Source organism: Agarivorans sp. OAG1 (assembly GCF_037076485.1).
Lineage (GTDB): Bacteria > Pseudomonadota > Gammaproteobacteria > Enterobacterales > Celerinatantimonadaceae > Agarivorans > Agarivorans albus.
On record NZ_AP028990.1, the window covers coordinates 4,676,618 to 4,693,878 of the forward strand.

At 44.5% G+C, this 17,261-nt stretch carries 18 protein-coding genes; 11 read left to right on the forward strand and 7 right to left on the reverse strand.

The genetic code is table 11. The features are described 5' to 3' along the window. Window positions 1–2 precede the first annotated feature (2 nt). Both OAG1_RS21230 and OAG1_RS21235 read left to right on the forward strand, forming a co-directional pair. Window positions 3–473, forward strand: a complete 471-nt coding sequence (locus OAG1_RS21230) for an NfeD family protein (RefSeq protein WP_016400205.1) — start codon at window positions 3–5, stop codon at window positions 471–473. 275 nt (window positions 474–748) lie between these two features. Next, window positions 749–1,243, forward strand: coding sequence for an LEA type 2 family protein (locus OAG1_RS21235; RefSeq protein WP_338622771.1), 495 nt, complete (start codon window positions 749–751; stop codon window positions 1,241–1,243). A 30-nt stretch (window positions 1,244–1,273) separates the two neighbouring features. Here OAG1_RS21235 and OAG1_RS21240 read toward each other — a convergent pair whose 3' ends face one another. Continuing rightward, window positions 1,274–1,561, reverse strand: a complete 288-nt coding sequence (locus OAG1_RS21240; protein WP_016400208.1) for a peptidylprolyl isomerase — start codon at window positions 1,559–1,561, stop codon at window positions 1,274–1,276. A gap of 185 nt (window positions 1,562–1,746) precedes the next feature. Between OAG1_RS21240 and OAG1_RS21245 the strand changes: the two genes are divergently transcribed. Beyond that, window positions 1,747–3,048, forward strand: a complete 1,302-nt coding sequence (locus OAG1_RS21245) for a GGDEF domain-containing protein (protein WP_338622774.1) — start codon at window positions 1,747–1,749, stop codon at window positions 3,046–3,048. Here the strand turns inward: OAG1_RS21245 and ung are convergent. Beyond that, window positions 3,045–3,701, reverse strand: coding sequence for a uracil-DNA glycosylase (gene ung / locus OAG1_RS21250; RefSeq protein WP_338622776.1), 657 nt, complete (start codon window positions 3,699–3,701; stop codon window positions 3,045–3,047). The two genes, OAG1_RS21245 and ung, sit on opposite strands and share 4 nt — an antisense overlap. 59 nt (window positions 3,702–3,760) lie before the next feature. Further along, window positions 3,761–4,540 carry a polyphosphate kinase 2 gene (gene ppk2, locus OAG1_RS21255; protein WP_016400211.1) on the reverse strand — a complete coding sequence of 260 codons (780 nt, stop codon included), beginning with the start codon at window positions 4,538–4,540 and terminating at the stop codon, window positions 3,761–3,763. A gap of 254 nt (window positions 4,541–4,794) precedes the next feature. Here ppk2 and gmk point away from each other — a divergent pair, with 254 nt between their 5' ends. The 5 genes from gmk (at window position 4,795) to OAG1_RS21280 (ending at window position 10,456) form a co-directional block, all read left to right on the forward strand. Beyond that, window positions 4,795–5,421 (forward strand): guanylate kinase, encoded by a 627-nt coding sequence (gene gmk, locus OAG1_RS21260; RefSeq protein ID WP_016400212.1) that lies wholly within the window; start codon window positions 4,795–4,797, stop codon window positions 5,419–5,421. 73 nt (window positions 5,422–5,494) lie between these two features. After that, window positions 5,495–5,770, forward strand: coding sequence for a DNA-directed RNA polymerase subunit omega (gene rpoZ / locus OAG1_RS21265; protein WP_016400213.1), 276 nt, complete (start codon window positions 5,495–5,497; stop codon window positions 5,768–5,770). A 105-nt stretch (window positions 5,771–5,875) separates the two neighbouring features. Next, window positions 5,876–7,990, forward strand: a complete 2,115-nt coding sequence (gene spoT / locus OAG1_RS21270; RefSeq protein ID WP_016400214.1) for a bifunctional GTP diphosphokinase/guanosine-3',5'-bis pyrophosphate 3'-pyrophosphohydrolase — start codon at window positions 5,876–5,878, stop codon at window positions 7,988–7,990. Between the two features lie 10 nt (window positions 7,991–8,000). Continuing rightward, complete coding sequence (trmH, locus tag OAG1_RS21275; RefSeq protein WP_016400215.1) at window positions 8,001–8,714, forward strand: tRNA (guanosine(18)-2'-O)-methyltransferase TrmH; 714 nt, start codon at window positions 8,001–8,003, stop codon at window positions 8,712–8,714. A 122-nt stretch (window positions 8,715–8,836) separates the two neighbouring features. Continuing rightward, complete coding sequence (locus tag OAG1_RS21280; RefSeq protein WP_338622781.1) at window positions 8,837–10,456, forward strand: methyl-accepting chemotaxis protein; 1,620 nt, start codon at window positions 8,837–8,839, stop codon at window positions 10,454–10,456. 16 nt (window positions 10,457–10,472) lie between these two features. Here OAG1_RS21280 and OAG1_RS21285 read toward each other — a convergent pair whose 3' ends face one another. Further along, window positions 10,473–10,730, reverse strand: a complete 258-nt coding sequence (locus OAG1_RS21285) for a hypothetical protein (protein WP_016400217.1) — start codon at window positions 10,728–10,730, stop codon at window positions 10,473–10,475. A 38-nt stretch (window positions 10,731–10,768) separates the two neighbouring features. Next, window positions 10,769–11,203: an HIT domain-containing protein gene (locus OAG1_RS21290; RefSeq protein ID WP_016400218.1), complete on the reverse strand. Its 435-nt coding sequence runs from the start codon at window positions 11,201–11,203 to the stop codon at window positions 10,769–10,771. A gap of 168 nt (window positions 11,204–11,371) precedes the next feature. On the opposite strand from OAG1_RS21290, the gene OAG1_RS21295 reads away from it, so the two are divergent. The 3 genes from OAG1_RS21295 to OAG1_RS21305 all read left to right on the forward strand — a co-directional run bounded on the left by OAG1_RS21295 (window position 11,372) and on the right by OAG1_RS21305 (window position 14,760). After that, on the forward strand, window positions 11,372–12,268 hold the full coding sequence (locus OAG1_RS21295) for an acyltransferase (RefSeq protein WP_338622785.1): 897 nt from the start codon (window positions 11,372–11,374) through the stop codon (window positions 12,266–12,268). An 81-nt stretch (window positions 12,269–12,349) separates the two neighbouring features. After that, window positions 12,350–14,032 carry an ABC transporter substrate-binding protein gene (locus OAG1_RS21300; protein WP_338622787.1) on the forward strand — a complete coding sequence of 561 codons (1,683 nt, stop codon included), beginning with the start codon at window positions 12,350–12,352 and terminating at the stop codon, window positions 14,030–14,032. After that, window positions 14,020–14,760, forward strand: a complete 741-nt coding sequence (locus OAG1_RS21305) for a transporter substrate-binding domain-containing protein (RefSeq protein ID WP_016400221.1) — start codon at window positions 14,020–14,022, stop codon at window positions 14,758–14,760. Before OAG1_RS21300 ends, OAG1_RS21305 begins: the two co-directional genes overlap by 13 nt. A 47-nt stretch (window positions 14,761–14,807) precedes the next feature. On the opposite strand, the gene OAG1_RS21310 is transcribed toward OAG1_RS21305, so the two are convergent. Then, complete coding sequence (locus tag OAG1_RS21310; protein WP_221075382.1) at window positions 14,808–15,413, reverse strand: thiol:disulfide interchange protein DsbA/DsbL; 606 nt, start codon at window positions 15,411–15,413, stop codon at window positions 14,808–14,810. Between the two features lie 100 nt (window positions 15,414–15,513). Continuing rightward, window positions 15,514–17,169, reverse strand: coding sequence for an AMP-binding protein (locus OAG1_RS21315; protein ID WP_016400224.1), 1,656 nt, complete (start codon window positions 17,167–17,169; stop codon window positions 15,514–15,516). Between the last annotated feature and the right edge of the window lie 92 nt (window positions 17,170–17,261).

Genomic DNA, 17,261 nt, shown 5'->3' on the forward strand with positions numbered 1-17,261 from the left:
CTATGGCAGAACTGTTTGCTAACCACATTCCTCAGTTAATGATTGCCTCCGGCATCATCTTGCTTGCCATTGAAGTGGTGATCATCGGTTTTGCCACCTTCATCTTGTTTTTTATTGGCTTGTCCTTAGTCATTACTGGCTCATTGGTATGGTTAAATGTGCTCCCAGAAACTTGGAATAGTATTTTGTTAGCCAATGCCGTTATGAGCAGCTTACTGGCCGGTGTATTGTGGAAGCCGATGCGTAAGCTACAAAATAGTGCTGATAACAAACAAGTAAGCAGCGACTTTGATGGTCACCGTTTTTTTTGCGAACAAGACATCGATAAACGTGGTTTAAGCAGCTATAAGCACTCTGGCATTAGCTGGACCTTAAAAAGTGAGCAAACCATTGCTGCAGGTAGCGAAGTAGAAGTGATTCGCGCCGAAGTAGGCACCTTTTGGGTGGAAGCCGTAGAACCAAGCAATACTTAGAGTATTCGTTTCACAAGCCAGCGCTCTGCTGGCTTGTTCATTTTTCTAATACCAATAACACTAAGAAAGTGTTCAGAAATAACGCAGCAAAAATACTCGAGAATAAGGCAGAATTTTTCGATAAGTAGTTATTCTACAATCAAAAATCCCAGCGCAGTTATCGAGCATTTTAACCAGATAAAATGAGCAGTTGCTTGGTACGATTGGTATAACAATGCAAAGCCAAACAGATTGTGCTTAACTAGCTGTAGTTTCTTTCTCTTAGGTTTCTCATCATGCGCCAAGCACTTATTAAAACCTTAATTCTATCTGCCAGTTTATGGCTTATCGCCTGTAGCAGCATGGTTCCTAGCGACCCACCTAAAGTAAACTTGGTATCGGTAGTGCCAACAGCAGGTGACAGCATGACACCGAGCTTCGATATTAATTTACGGGTGGTTAACCCCAATAAACAAGCGCTCAGCCTAGCTGGGGCGGTATATACCTTGTCACTCAACGGCCACGAAATCGTCACTGGAGCCACCAGCGATTTACCCGAAGTGCCCGGTTATGGCGAGGCCAACTTTACCTTGCCAGCCCAAGCCAACTTAATTGCTACCTTCCGCCTGTTAAGCTCGTTTGTCGCCTTAAAAAGCCCTGAGCTAGATTATCAGGTAGATGTAAAACTGGACATTGGAAGCTTGTGGCCAGCGGTAAACCTTAGCGAGAAGGGCACATTTAAGTTAGAAGATCTTGGCCAGCAAATAAGCTCAAGTGTTCAGGCACTATAAAGTAAGCGCTGATAGGGCTGTTGCAAGGTTTTAGCTCCAGCGCTCATTCACTTTAATTAAATGAAAACCAAACTGTGTTTTAACTGGCCCTATTACTTCGTTTAAGGGTCCAGAGAACACTGCTTTATCAAAGCTTTTTACCATATCACCTTTGGCAAATTCGCCTAAATCGCCACCTTGCTTAGCAGAAGGGCATGACGAAAAACGTAACGCCATAGCCTCAAAGCTAGAGCCTTTATTAAGCTTTTCTAGTATTTCCAAGGCTTTTTTTTCTGAACTAACAATAATGTGTTGAGCGCGTGCCTGTGCTTTTGCCATTGCTGCCTCTTAAGTTTTTGCTTGTTATACACCGAACAGTAAATCAACCAAAGCCCGAGCCTAAAATTAGCAAAAAAACATAAGACAAAAGTAAAGATGCCCAAATAGCTCACATTTATTTGTCTCCAAGCAGGCTATATTTTTAGCAAGAAACAAAAGTATTTACTCACCTTTCACAGGTATAAATGGAACGATATTCATCTTCTTGGACTTGGCTGCGCAATTTTCTTTTAGCCCTTACCGTGCTAGTGCTTGTGGCTGCCCAATGGATACCTGCCAAGCGCCTTCAGATCTACCCCAGTGAAAACATGCTAGTGGATTTGTACTCCGATAAAGGACAAGGCGGCAACTCTAGTGCATATTGGCTAACCAGCAACCAAAAGTTTGTCTGTAACCTAGAAAGCAGCCATTTGCCGGCAAAGTATTGTGGTATAAGCATCAAATTCCACAAGCCAACTGACGCGGGTACCTCAGACAAATACGCGTCCTTAGAAAACATAGATTTAAGTGACTATAAACAATTGGTGGTGGACGCAGATTTCGAAGGTCCTTCTAGCGAACTACGCTTCTTTATGCGCAGCACCGAAGCAACCAGCGGCCACGATCTGTCTGATGCAAAATTTATGTTTACCTACTTTGAGAAACAAGAACTGGCAGAGCAAGAAGCGAAAGCTCAATTTAACCAATTCTCTATTCCCGCGTGGTGGCTAAATCGATATTACCAATCACGCGATGACTTCACTTTAGACTTCTCTAGAGTTAAAGAAATATCCTTTGATATTCCTTCCACCTCGTCCGATGGCGAATACACCATAACAGTGAATAAGGTTGAAGCTGAAGGGAAGTGGATCAGCAACGAAAGCTTATATGCCACTATCATTGCCGTGTGGCTTGTTTATTTTACTGCCGAGTTGATTCGCTACGTGCTGCATCAGAAAAAGAACTTAACCCAGTCTATTCATACTCTTGAGAAAGATGTAGACGAACTCAAACACACCGCCAGTAACGACCAACTTACCGGCGTACTTAACCGCCGAGGTCTATTAGACGCTCTAGAAGAGAAACCAATAAGCAACAATAACTACTACTTATTTGTTTTTGATATCGACCACTTTAAACATATTAACGATAGCTATGGCCACAACAACGGTGATGCCGTGCTGCGCTTTTTTGCTCGCCAATTAAGCTCGGTGATTCGCAGCCAAGATTTGTTTGCTCGCTGGGGCGGTGAAGAGTTTGTTTTACTTTCTGAACAGCAGCATGAAATAGATGCTTATAACTTTGCCGAGCGCTTGCGCAAACTGATCCACCAACAAGATTTCTTGCTGTCGTTTGAGGGCAAGCAACAACACATTAAGTTGAGCATGAGCATTGGCTTAACCCTGGTCGATAAAGATGAAGCCTTTAACGTTGCCTTTAATCGTGCCGACAGCGCCCTTTATTTAACCAAAGATAAAGGCCGCAATCGCACCCAACTCGCCAGTTAAAGCTGCCAATCAATAGCGGCTTTTCCTTGCTGTTCTAGCAGCTGGTTAGTTTTAGAAAAATGGCGGCAGCCTAAAAAGCCGCGATGGGCAGATAAAGGCGAGGGGTGTACCGAACATAACAAATGGTGTTTGTTAGCATCAATCACTTGGCCTTTCTTTTGCGCATGGGCTCCCCACAACAAGAACACCACACCATCACAATGTTGGCTTATGTAACTAATTACAGCCTCGGTAAAGGTTTCCCAGCCATATTTTGCATGTGAATGAGCTTTTGCTTGCTCAACGGTAAGCACCGTATTTAGTAACAACACACCTTGCTTGGCCCAGGCACTTAAATTGCCATGCTCTGGAATCACAAAGCCGTCGATGTCGGTGGCAAGTTCTTTGTAGATATTGCGCAGCGACGGTGGAATTTTAACGCCCTCTGGCACACTAAAACTTAAACCATGGGCTTGGCCTTCTCCGTGGTAAGGATCTTGACCAAGAATCACCACTTTAAGCTGATCCATCGGGCAACTGTCGAAGGCGCTAAATACCTGAGCGTCTGGTGGGTAAATCACCTTAGCAGCGCGTTGCTCTGCCACCTTGTCGATTAAACGAGGATAATATTCAAGCTGCTGTTGCTCAGCAAACAGACTTTGCCAATTTGTCACAATATCAAACCTAATAGCGGACTTAGTAGCCCGCTATTATAGCGATAAAGTTCTAGGTGCTAATATTGCTCGGGCACAAAACTTTGTTCGTTAATCGGCACGCGCACATAATCTTTCTTATCAATGTCCGGCAAAATGATTTTTTCATGCTCAAGATCTTGATAATCAATCTGCGATAAAAAGTGGCTAATGCAATTAAGCCGCGCCGCTTTTTTATTGTCGGAATTGACCACCCACCACGGCGAATGCTTGGTATCGGTGTAAGCAAACATTTCGTCTTTGGCTTGTGAATAAGCCACCCAACGTGAGCGTGACTCTAAATCCATTGGACTAAACTTCCAGCGCTTGAGAGGGTTATTAATGCGTTCTAAAAAGCGCTTTTCCTGCTCTTCGTCAGACACCGAAAACCAATATTTAATCAGAATAGTGCCAGAGCGGATCAACATTTTTTCAAACTCAGGACAAGCGCGTAAAAAATCCTGATGCTGCTCATCACTACAAAAGCCCATCACCTTTTCCACACCCGCCCGGTTATACCAAGAGCGGTCAAACAGAACTATTTCTCCAGCAGCGGGCAAATGCGCCACATACCGCTGAAAGTACCACTGGGTTTTTTCTCGTTCATTAGGTGCTGGCAGCGCAGCAATGCGACAAACCCGAGGATTTAGCTTTTCGGCAATCCGTTTAATCACGCCGCCTTTACCGGCTGCATCGCGCCCCTCAAATATCACCACCACTTTAAGACCTTTTGCTACCACCCATTGCTGCAGTTTAACTAGCTCTGTTTGCAATTCTTCTAAGCGTTTTTCATAGGTCTTTTTATCAATTTTACCCGCCATAAACGAACTCACCTTTAATGTTGATAACCACGACTAAGCAACCTGTTGAATAAAAACAAAAATGAATCAATACAATAAGTTAAATGTAGCAATAAAAACGATTGTTGCCATGAAACTGCAGGCTTGAATTGCAAAGTTGAGCAAAAACAACAAGATTAACTAAACTACAGGGATAAATTCCAAGCGCCGACTCTTTAAAAAAAGCCACAAAATGGTAACCTTAGGCGCCTTTATACATTCGCTTAGAATTCAACATGGCAATCACCGGCACTTTATACATCGTCTCTGCGCCCAGCGGCGCTGGCAAATCAAGCATGATTAATGCGTACCTTTCACGCCATCGTGCATATCCAGCTCAAGTATCGGTTTCCCATACCACTCGTGCAGCGCGCCCCGGTGAAATTGATGGTAATCACTATCACTTTGTTAGCCATGATGACTTTAAGAAACTCATTAGCGAACAAGCCTTTTTTGAATACGCCGAAGTATTTGGCAACTTTTACGGCACCTCTCGCTACACCATCGAAAAAACCCTTGCCGAAGGCATTGATGTATTTTTGGACATTGACTGGCAAGGCGCTCGCCAAGTAAAACAAATGATGCCAGAAGCGGTATCAGTATTTATTTTGCCGCCAAGTCGCGAAGAATTAGAAAACCGTTTGCACATGCGTGGCCAAGATAGCCCCGACGTTATTAAGAAACGCATGGACGAAGCAGAAAGTGAAATGTCTCATTATAATGAGTACGATTACCTAATCATTAACAGTAATTTCGACGAAGCCTTAAGCGAGCTTACCGCCATTATTACTGGGCAAAGATTACAAACCCGTCAGCAAGCTGCCAAACATCGCGACTTGTTAGATGAACTTTTATCGAAATAATCTCGCTAAGTCCTAGTAAATCTTCATAAGATCGGCTAGGATCTTGCGTCATTTTTAGTCAACGGAGCTGTGCATGGCACGAGTAACAGTAGAAGATGCAGTAGAACAAGTCGGCAACCGCTTTGATCTTGTCCTTATCGCCGCACGTCGCGCGCGTCAGATCGCAGTAGAAGGCAAAGACCCTCTAGTTGAAGAAGATAACGATAAACCAACCGTTATCGCTTTGCGTGAAATTGAAGAAGGTTTGATCACCACCGAAACAATGGATGCTCAAGACCGTCAAGAACGTCAGGAACGTGAGGCAGCCGAATTGGCAGCCGTTGCCGCTATCGCCGATAAGCGCATCTAATTCGTCCCCGTCTATAAAATTACCGTGCTGGGTTTACTCTGCACGGTAAAACTCCCATAATTCAATCATATCTATTTCTGCGCTCCTCCGCTGATGAGGTAATGTTTGTATTTATTCGAAAGCCTGCGTGAAGTCGCCTCTAGCTACCTAAGTGAAGAACACGTAAACCTATTACGTGATGCTTATATTTTGGGTAAAGATGCCCATGAAGGACAATTCCGCTCTAGCGGTGAGCCATATATTACTCACCCACTGGCTGTTGCTCGCATTCTTGCCGAGCTCAAGCTAGATAATCAAACTCTAGTAGCCGCTGTATTACACGATACTATTGAAGACACTCCGGTTACTTACGAACAACTTCAAGAACAGTTTGGCACCGAAATCGCCGACTTAGTTGAAGGCGTGAGCAAGCTAGATAAAATTAAGTTTCGCGACAAAAAAGAAGCCCAGGTAGAAAATTTTCGCAAAATGATGATGGCGATGGTGCAAGACATCCGCGTTATCCTTATTAAACTGGCCGACCGCACCCACAATATGCGCACGTTAGGTTCGTTACGCCCAGATAAGCGCCGCCGCATTGCCCGCGAAACCTTAGAGATTTACGCGCCAATTGCCAACCGCTTGGGTATTCACAGCATTAAAAACGAATTGGAAGAGCTTGGCTTTGAAGCCCTATACCCAATGCGTTATCGAGTACTTAAAGAGTCGGTAAAAAATGCCCGTGGTAACCGTAAAGAGTTAATCAACGGTATTCATCAAGAGTTGCAAGGCCGCATAGAAGAGGCGGGCATTCAAGCTTCGGTAACGGGTCGTGAAAAAAATCTCTATAGCATCTACAAAAAGATGGTAAACAAAGAGCTGCAATTCCATGAAGTTATGGATATTTACGCCTTTCGCATCATCGTAGACAGCCTTGATACCTGTTATCGAGTACTAGGCTTAAGCCACAGCCTCTACAAGCCTCGTCCTGGCCGATTTAAAGACTATGTAGCCATTCCTAAAGCAAATGGATACCAGAGCTTACATACTTCTTTAGTTGGCCCTCATGGCGTTCCTGTGGAAGTGCAAATTCGTACCGAACATATGGACCAAATGGCCGACAAGGGTGTAGCGGCACATTGGTCTTACAAACAAGCGGGCGAAAGCCCAGGCACCACCGCGCAAATTCGCGCTCAACGCTGGATGCAAAGTTTGTTAGAGCTACAGCAAAGCGCTGGCTCTTCTTTCGAATTTATCGAAAACGTAAAAACTGATCTGTTCCCCGACGAGATTTATGTGTTTACCCCAGAGGGTAAAATCATTGAACTTCCCGCTGGAGCTACTCCAGTTGATTTCGCCTACGCGGTGCATACCGATGTAGGCCATGCGTGTGTAGGCGCGCGCGTAAACCGCCACCCCTTCCCGCTGAGTAAAGCACTTAGCAATGGTAAAACCGTAGAGATTATTACAGCGCCGGGGGCTCGCCCCAATGCCGCTTGGTTAAACTTTGTGGTGACCGGTAAAGCACGCGGAAAGATTCGCCAGCTACTTAAAAACCAGCGCCGTGAAGAATCAGTGAACCTTGGCCGCCGCTTGCTTAATCATGCTTTGGGCAGCGTTAAGTTAGACGAGATTAATCCCGAATCTTTAGAACAAGTTCTTAAAGACTTAAAAGCCGAGTCACTCAACGACTTGTTAGCCGAAATTGGCTTAGGCAATGCCATGAGCATTGTGGTGGCACGCCGCCTATTAGGTAATACCGATGAACTAAGCAATGTAGAAGGCAAAGGTAAGATTGCTATTCAAGGCGCCGAAGGCTTACTACTTACTTACGCTAACTGTTGTCGCCCGATACCGGGTGACCCTGTGGTTGCCCACATTAGCCAAGGTAAAGGCTTAGTGGTGCATATGGAAGCCTGTAAAAATATTAGCGGCTACCAAAAAGAACCCGATCGCTACATTAATGTTGATTGGTCTAAAGATGCTGCCGAAGAAGCTGAATACAAAACCGAAATGCGCATTGATATGGTTAACCACCAAGGCATACTTGCTAGCCTAACCAGTGTGGTTGCCTCAACCGGCGCTAACATCGTGAATATTGTTACCGAAGAAAAAGAAGGCCGGGTTTACACCGTAGACTTATTGGTAACCACGCATAGCCGTATTCATCTTGCCGATATCATGCGAAAAATTCGCGTAATGCCAGAAGTATTACGTGTTGTTCGATTAAGAAATAAATAACGAGAAAGCCATGACTCCAGAACGCTATCAACGCATTCGTGCAATGTTAGATGCTCGCCAAACCGACCTCACCGTGTGCATGGAAAACGTGCACAAACCTCATAACTTGTCGGCCATTGTGCGTACCTGCGATGCCGTGGGTGTAGACCACGTGCATGCAGTGTGGGAAAACTATCAAGATGAGATCCGTCGTGGTACTGCTACTGGCAGCCAAAACTGGGTAAAAGTACATAATCACGAAAATATTGAAGATGCAGTAGCAGCATTACGCACCAGCGGAATGCAAATTCTAGCCACCAACTTATCTGATAGCGCGGTGGATTTTCGTGAAATAGACTACACCAAACCTACCGCCATCTTAATGGGGCAAGAGAAGTATGGCATTTCTGATAAAGCGCTTTCTCTTGCCGACCAAGACATTATTATTCCCATGGTGGGCATGGTGCAATCACTCAACGTTTCAGTGGCTAGCGCATTAATCTTATATGAAGCACAACGCCAACGTGAAATAGCCGGCATGTATCAAGCGCCCAGCATGGTTGATAAAACCGAGCAAAATCGCATCATGTTTGAAGGCGGTCACCCTATTTTTGCTAAAGCATGTAAACGCAAAGGTTTGCCTATTCCCCACATTGATGAAGAAGGCCAAATCATAGCCGACGATGAATGGTGGGCAAAAATGCAAATGAACAAAGAAGCCTGGGATAAGCTAGATCAGGAATAAATGATAAAATTAGAGTAATTGCTTTAATTTTGAGTTTTTTCCGGAATGATTATTGATCTTAATTAAACCCAAAACCTCAATATTAACTGAACATAGTTTTATTCCATTAGAGAAGTAAAACTATGTTCAATAAAATCCGAATTCCACAGCTCTTCTTATTAAGCTCACTATTGGTACTAGTAGTGGTTTCCATCCAAGCATGGAACAATACCCAGCAAATTAAAGAAACGCTGTATCAAGGTTACCAAACCCAATTAGCTAGCAACTTAGACCTAGCTACCAGCTTGGTCAATCACTACCAACAACAAGAGCAACATCTTGGTCGCGAACAAGCCCAACAACTGGCTTTAGCCGCCTTAGCCGAGCTACGCTATCAAGGTAACGAGTACTTTTGGGTAAACGATTTAGATCTTAAATTACTTATGCACCCAATTCGCCCCACCAGCATCGGTAAAGACATGACTCAAGTGCGCGATGCTAAAGGCTTAGCCCATTGGCAAGCCATGCGCGATACCGTAAAACAACAGGGCGAAGGCGCGGTGCAATACCACTTTTTACACCCACAAACCCAAGTCATGCACGCTAAGCTGTCTTACGTTAAACAAGTTAAGGGCTGGAATTGGATAATTGGAACTGGCGTTTATATCGACCAAATAGACACCCAGCTTAACAGTATCTATTTCTACACCTTGCTGCGTTTAGCATTAGCCTTTGGCTTATTTGGTTTAGTGGCGTGGCTAGTTAGCCGCAGCTTAGCCGGTCAAATGCAAGAGTTAGATAGTGCCATTAAAGGCCTAGCCAAAGGTAACTACCAACAAGCCATAAAGGTGAGTGGGCGCAATGAATTCTCTAATATTGGCCAGCAGCTTGAAAGCCTACGTCTGCAAACACAAGGTTTACTGCAAGATGTAAAACACTCAAGTGATAGCCTATTAGATGCTAACAAAGACCTAGCTTCGGCCACCCATACTACTCACAGTAATACCCAAAGACAGTTCTCGGAAATAGACCAAATAGCCTCAGCGATGACCGAAATGAACTGCACGGTAGAAGAAGTAGCCAACAACAGTGCAGAGACGGCTGAAGCCTCTAAGCAAGCCTTGGAGCTAGCAGGTACTAGCTTAAAGCAACAGCTAAACACCGTTAAAAGCTTAAGCGCACTGTCGGAGCAAATGGCCTCGGCGAAACCTGCGGTTGCAGAGCTACGAGATTGTAGCCAAAACATTGGCTCGGTGATTGATGTGATTAACGCAATTTCTGAGCAGACCAACTTATTGGCCTTAAACGCTGCCATTGAGGCCGCCCGAGCCGGCGAGCAAGGTCGAGGTTTTGCAGTGGTCGCAGACGAAGTGCGTAACTTAGCTTCACGTACTCAGCAGTCTACTGAAGAGATCATGCAAACCATTGCGCAACTGCAGCAAGTATCGCTCACTGTAGAAACCGAAATTGTTACTACTACCGAAGGTTTGGCGCAGCAGGCTGAGCAAGCTCAACAAAATATTCTACAAATTGAAAAAATTGAAAATATGGTGGGCAATTTAGAACAGCGTAATCAACAAACCGCAGTGGCCACCGAGCAGCAGCGCTTAGCGAGTGATGAGATTAACCAAAATGTGCTCACACTACGTGATGGCAGCGAAGCTAACGCCGGTGCAGCGGAGCAAGGTAAACAAGTACATAGTCACTTGTCTGGCGTAGCAGAGGCCTTGAGTATTCACCTCAAAAACCTCCGCTTCAACTAAAACCAGTTTAAGCAGGCTATTCCTCGGGAATAGCCTCTTCTTCTCTGGCTTTAGCAAACTTAAACTCGTAATCATCGGCAAACGGAGAGTTGTAACCCCATTCAGGCGACTCGCCCACCTGCTTATCAAACCAAATAATTGGCGTAACTAAAAAACGCGGCGCTTCAAATCGAATACCGTTTTCTTCGGCCTCGTAGAGTGAGCTGTTAGTTTCACACCTTACGGTTAACATCACCATCACGATGATAAATAACCACTTCCAAAAACCGTCCATAGTTTTTCCTACTGTAAATTTGCGACTAAATTACCGTTTTAATACTCAGCAACAACTTGAAAATGTGGCTGTAAAGCCTGTTGTAACTGAGCTATTTGTTGTTGTTTTTGTTGCTCACTATAAGGTTTGGCAGGAAGCTTGCCCCATATAGGCTGTGGCCACAAAGCATCGTTGTGAAAACGCACAATATGATGCACATGCAGCTGCGGAACCATATTACCAATGGCCGCCAAGTTTAGTTTATCACCTTTATAAAGGGCCATTACCGCTTCACTTAAGCGCTTAGATTCTCGCCAAAACTGCGCTTGTTGGCAACTATCTAATTGATATATATCACCAATATCATTTTGCATTGGCACCAGTACTAACCAAGGAAACTGGCTGTCGTTAATCAACAGAACCCGCGATAACTCAAAATCACCCAGCCAAATGCCATCCTTTTCTAGTTGAGGATGTAACTTAAATTCGCTCATTTTATTCTCCCTTGCGGCCTTAAACTGCAGCCAACTGACAGATACTATACAGTGGTCGGCGTTTCGCTTATCAAAAAAAGTGCTAGAATGGCGCCAACCATAATTTAAGCTGATTTAAATCTCAATAACTACCAGCCCTTGGCTGTTTAAAGAGCTATATCGACCACTATGTTACGTTTTTTCCCAGCATCCTTGTTAATGATTCTTTCTGCCAGTTTAGCCATTATGAATACCGCCATGGTGGGCTCTTTAATCATTGTTTGTGGCATCATTAAACTGTTGTTACCTAAAGGGCTTTATCCTTGGGTGGGTAAACTAACTAACTTTTTAATGTGGTGTTGGAGCGAAATGAATCGCGCCATATTTCGCTTGGTAAACAACACCGAATTTGTGATCGAAGATAATAGCCAGCTCAGCAAAAAAAGTTGGTACTTGATGATTTGTAATCATCAAAGCTGGGCCGATATCGTATTACTGTGCATGTTGTTTGGCTCACGTATTCCCATGCCTAAGTTTTTTCTCAAACAACAGCTCTTGTATGTGCCTTTTGTTGGTCTAGCCTGCTGGGCTTTAGACATGCCCTTTATGCGCAGATACTCACGCCAGTACTTGCTCAAACATCCAGAAAAGCGCGGTAAAGATTTAGAATCAACCAAACGCTCTTGTGAGAAGTTTAAAACCAACCCCACAACAGTCATTAACTTTGTAGAAGGGACCCGCTTTACCCAACAAAAGCAACAACAAAGCCACTCTAACTATCAACACTTGCTGCCGCCCAAAGCGCTGGGTATTGCTTACACCTTATCGGCTTTAGGCGAACAATTTGACCAGATTATTGATGTAACCTTGGCCTATCCCGGCACCACCGAAACACTTCCGCCTTTTAAGGCCTTATTATCAGGTAAGCTCGATAAGGTAGTGGTGAAAATCGATACCATAGCAATTAACCAAGAGTTACGCGGCGACTACCTGCAAGATAAACAATTTAAGCGCCACTTTAAGCTTTGGCTTGATGAGACTTGGCAAACTAAAGATCAATATCTACAAAGCGTACTAAAAGACTAATCCTGTTCACAATATCCAAGGCTAGATCCTGACAGCCTGATTTTACTGCTATTTTTATAGGAGTAAAAACAACGGAGAAAGGTGTTGCGGCGATCGCTTTGGATGCTTTATTGGCTAGTAGGCAGCTGCTGGGCAGAGGATTTTAGCCCTTGGCTAGAAGAATTTCAGCCGTCTAGCCTAAGCCAACAGCAACAAATCGAAGAGCTACGTTGGTTTAAACAAGCCGCTCAACCCTATCAAGGCATTACTATTCGCGCTATTTCAGAGCGCATTAATACTCACTGGTACGAAGCCACTGTTATTGCCCCCTTGTTTTACCAACTCACGGGTATCAAAGTTATCCACGAGATCAGCGGTGAAGACGACGTAGTAAAAAAGCTACAAAGCCAAATGGACTTGGGCATCAACTATTATGATATCTATGTCAGTGACAGTGATTTAATTGGTGGTCACTTTCGTTCTCGCAACATCGTTAACTTAAGCCAGTTTATGCAACATCAAGGAAAAGACGTCACCTTACCCAGCCTAGATATCAACGATTTTATTGGCTTAGCCTTTACCACCGGCCCTTACGGCGATTTGTTGCAACTCCCCGACCAGCAATTCGCCAACCTTTATTGGTACCGCCAAGACTGGTTTAAGCGCCCCGAGCTTCAGCAGCAATTTCAAACCATTTATGGCTACCCCTTAGCCGTGCCAGTTAACTGGTCGGCCTATGAAGACATCGCCGAATTTTTTACCGAGCACGTAAAAGAAATAGATGGGCAAAAAGTATATGGCCATATGGATTATGGGAAACGCGATCCCTCGTTGGGCTGGCGAATATCCGACGCTTGGCTTTCTATGGCAGGCATGGGTGATGTAGGTTTACCCAACGGCGTACCTGTGGATGAATGGGGCATACGTCGCCATGGTTGTCGCCCTGTGGGCGCAAGCATGAGACGGGGCGGCGCTCTCGACTCTCCCGCTGCCATTTATGCCATTCAAAAGTATGTAGATTGGTTAAAACGTTATGCCCCTCCAGAAGCACAAAAGATGACCTTTAGCCAAGCTGGGGCCGAAATAGCCAAAGGCCACATAGCGCAACAAATTTTTTGGTATACCGCCTTTACTGCAGATTTAAGCCAACCAGACTTAGCCGTTACCGATAAAGATGGCTTACCCTTATGGCGAGTAGCACCTTCACCGCGTGGTGCATACTGGCAACCCGGCATGAAGTCGGGCTACCAAGATGTAGGAGCTTGGACACTGGTAAAATCTACCCCTTTAAAGCGCCAACAAGCGGCATGGTTATACGCTCAATTTAATGTCGCCAAAACGGTTTCGCTGCGTAAAACCATGGTGGGTTTAACCCCTATTCGCCAAAGTGATGTGATGTCGAAACCATTTAGTGAGCGCTCAGCCGAGCTAGGCGGCTTGGTAGAGTTTTACCAAAGCAATGCGCGTAATGAATGGACGCCCACCGGGCTAAATGTGCCCAATTATCCAGCTTTATCTTCGCTGTGGTGGCAATACATTGGCCGCGCTAGCGACCATGGAGAAGCAGTTCCCCAGATAATGAAAGAATTGGCACAAAGCATGGATTTAGCACTAGCTAAAATTGGTAAAGACAACCCTGGTCCCTGCAGCCCTAAGCTCATCTCAGCACAACAAGCCTCATTATGGCTGGCTCATCCCGGTTCTCCCAAACCCAAGCTGGAAAACGAAAAACCGCCGGGTAAAACCTTAAACTACACAGAGTTAATTAAACAATGGCAACCTTAAAAGCCAGCTGCTTAAGTGCCAGCCTAGCCTTAAGCTTGCCAGCGCAAGGTGTTGAGCTGGTGTTTAATACCTATTTAGACCCGCCTTATGTCATCCAAGACCAAAGAGAGCTAGCAGGAGTTAATATAGAAGTTTATGAATTGCTAAAAAAACACAGCAATTTAGATATAAGTATCCGCTTGTTACCATTAAAACGCGCTTATTTGATGGCGCTCGAATCGCCCAATAACTGCGTTTTTGCTATAGAGCGCAGCCAAGCAAGAGAGAGCTCATTTACTTGGATAAGCCCCATGTATATTAGCCGCTATGCGATTTATCAGCCGCAACAAAGCTTTACACCTTTAAGCAGCGTTGCAGATCTACAACAGCTAAAAATAGGCAGTTATTTAGGTAGTGGGATTGGCGAGTATTTGGAAAGCCTGGGGGTTGAAGTTGATTTGGCTAAAACCAACCTTAACAGTGCAAAAAAACTACAACGCCAACGTACTCAAGCTTGGGCTAGCGATATCTTGTCCTCTGCCTATGTGCATTACCATTATTCTTTAGGCATTCAAAAACAGGGGTTTGATTTTTACAGTTCACTACGCGCCATCGCGTGTAACAAAGACAGCGATGCTGGCGCTTTACAAAAACTGCAAACCAGCCTTAATCAACTACAAAAAAGCGGGAAAATAAGCAAGATATTGGCGTCTTACGAACAACAATACCAAGTGGATTTGGGTTTATAAAAACAAAAAAAGCAGCCTATTGGCTGCTTTATTATCAGTACAAGAGACTAGCCCTTTAAATTAACCAAGTAGCTAACTAACTCATTTAGCTCTTCAATTGATTTTACTGAGCCCGTGTTAACTTGGTACTTACCATTAACCACTAAGGCCGGCACACCGCGAATCTTATAGTTCATGGTGTTCTTTTCCATTTGCGAAACCATGCCATTCACAACAAAGCTGCTGGCTGCGCTATCAAATTTCTTACCATCAACACCGTTGGCAACAAAGATGCTGCGAAGATCATCACGGCTGGTGAAGTTTTGACGTTTGTTATGGATAGAATCAAAGATAGCGTTGCTAATTGCAGGCTCTACTTCTAGCATTTCTGCTGCAGCAAAAGCGCGAACCATTTCTTCACCCATTTGGCCGCCAATAAAGCTTACGTGGTTCTTTTTGAACGCTACGCCTTCTGGTAGGGATTTTTTAATACTCTCTGCTACTGGTTCAAACTTAAAACAGTGCGGGCAGTAGTACGAGAAAAACTCGATAACTTCTGGTTTAGCGGTAGCAGTTTGCTTAATCACATCGTAATGCGTGCCTTCTTTAAAGTCAGCCGCTATTGCCATCGGCAAAGTAAGCATTGCCATTAAACCAATCAGTAGTTTTTTCATCACTCGGTATTTCCTTCCAGTGAACTTTATAAAAAACCGAGCATAATGATTAGCACCAGCTCGGTCAATCGTTGACTATGTTGTTGACACAAATTTACGTTTACCAAGATCCCATTTCAAACATTACAGTGGTATCTACATCTTGATGAATTAATACCGAATAATGTTGTTCAATTTGGTTACGTCTAATTTTTAAAGTAGGGGTAAGCAGGGCGTTATCTACGTTCCAATCCTCATTTACCACTACCACATGCGACAACTTGGCATGACTTTCTAACTGCTCATTCACCTTTTTAAGGGTGCGATTTAAGCTGGCTTCAATTTGCGCTTGCGAATGCTGTTTCATTTCAGCCGCTAACACCACCAAAGCACAAGGCTGCGTGAGGGCACTGCCCACCACACATACCTGCTCAACCATCGAATTTTCAGCCAAGCTCTGTTCAATAGGAACGGGGGCTACATATTTTCCTTTCGCCGTTTTAAAACTTTCTTTTAAACGGCCAATAATTTTAACGTAGCCATCATTATCTATTTCACCCTTGTCTCCTGTATGCAGCCAGCCATCAACAATTGACTCCTCAGTGAGATCAGCATGTTTGTAGTAGCCCTGCATCATGCCCTCGCCCTTAGCAAGGATCTCTCCTTGCTCAGAGATTTTTATTTCTACGCCAGGACCCGCTTTTCCGATGGTGCCAATTTTGTCGCTTCGAAAAGGTACATTTAAGGTGCCGTAAGCTAGGTTCTCGGTCATGCCCCAGGCTTCAGAGATATTTAAGCCAATGCTTTGATACCAGTGCAATAATGAAGGCGCTACCGGAGCACTACCACAACCTAAAATTCGCGCCTTATTTAAACCCAAGGCCTTTTTAATTTTGAGCTTTATTAAACTAGACACCAAGGGAATAGATAACAACAACTTGAGTTTTTTCGGTGGCAGTTTTTCAAATACACCTTGCTGGAAACGCGCCCACAAACGAGGTACCGAAATAAACAAAGTAGGCTGTACGCTGCGCAAGTTATCAGGGAAAGTATCTAAGGATTCAACAAACGACACACTAAATTGACCGCTAAAAATGCTGGTGCCTTGAATGTAAACTCGCTCAGTAATATGCGCCAAGGGTAAGTACGACATAACCCGGTCTTCACTGCCTGCTTGCAACACATCAATCAGCTGTTCACAGGCATAACGATAAGCCTCAAAGCTAATCTCGGCGCCTTTAGGATCTCCGGTACTGCCCGAGGTATAGATAATCGTCATAATGTCTTTTGCATCCCACAGATGATTTTTCTCAATCACCGGCATTTCCTTCAACCAATCACTCCATTGAATGTGGCAAGGCATGGTGGGATAGGGCATCGCGACAGTTTTTAAGCCAATAGGCACGGCCGAGGCTTGCTTGCCCCATTCGTCTAACTTACCCACAAACAACAGCTTAGCTTCGCTGTGTTGAAGTACAAAAGAGATGGTATCCACACTCGCGGTGGAGTAAATAGGAATGCTTACACAGCCAGCCATCATGATTGCCAGATCGGCAATAAACCATTCGGCACTATTTTTAGCTAAAATGGCCACTTTATCGCCGGGCTCTAGGCCTTGAGACAATAAGCCTTGAGCAATTTGGCCGGCTTCGCGCGCTACTACTGCCCAAGTTTTCTCATGATATACGCCATCAATAGGCTGACGTAGGTAAACGCGCTGCGGATCCTGCTTTTGCCAATGCATTAATGCATCAACGGGGGTGACAAAGTTTGTCATTCACAACCTCGTTACAAGTTATTCACCTTTTATATCAATCCTATACGGCTAGGCGCAGGATGCCAGTACAAATCGAAAATAAGCCGAAGTAA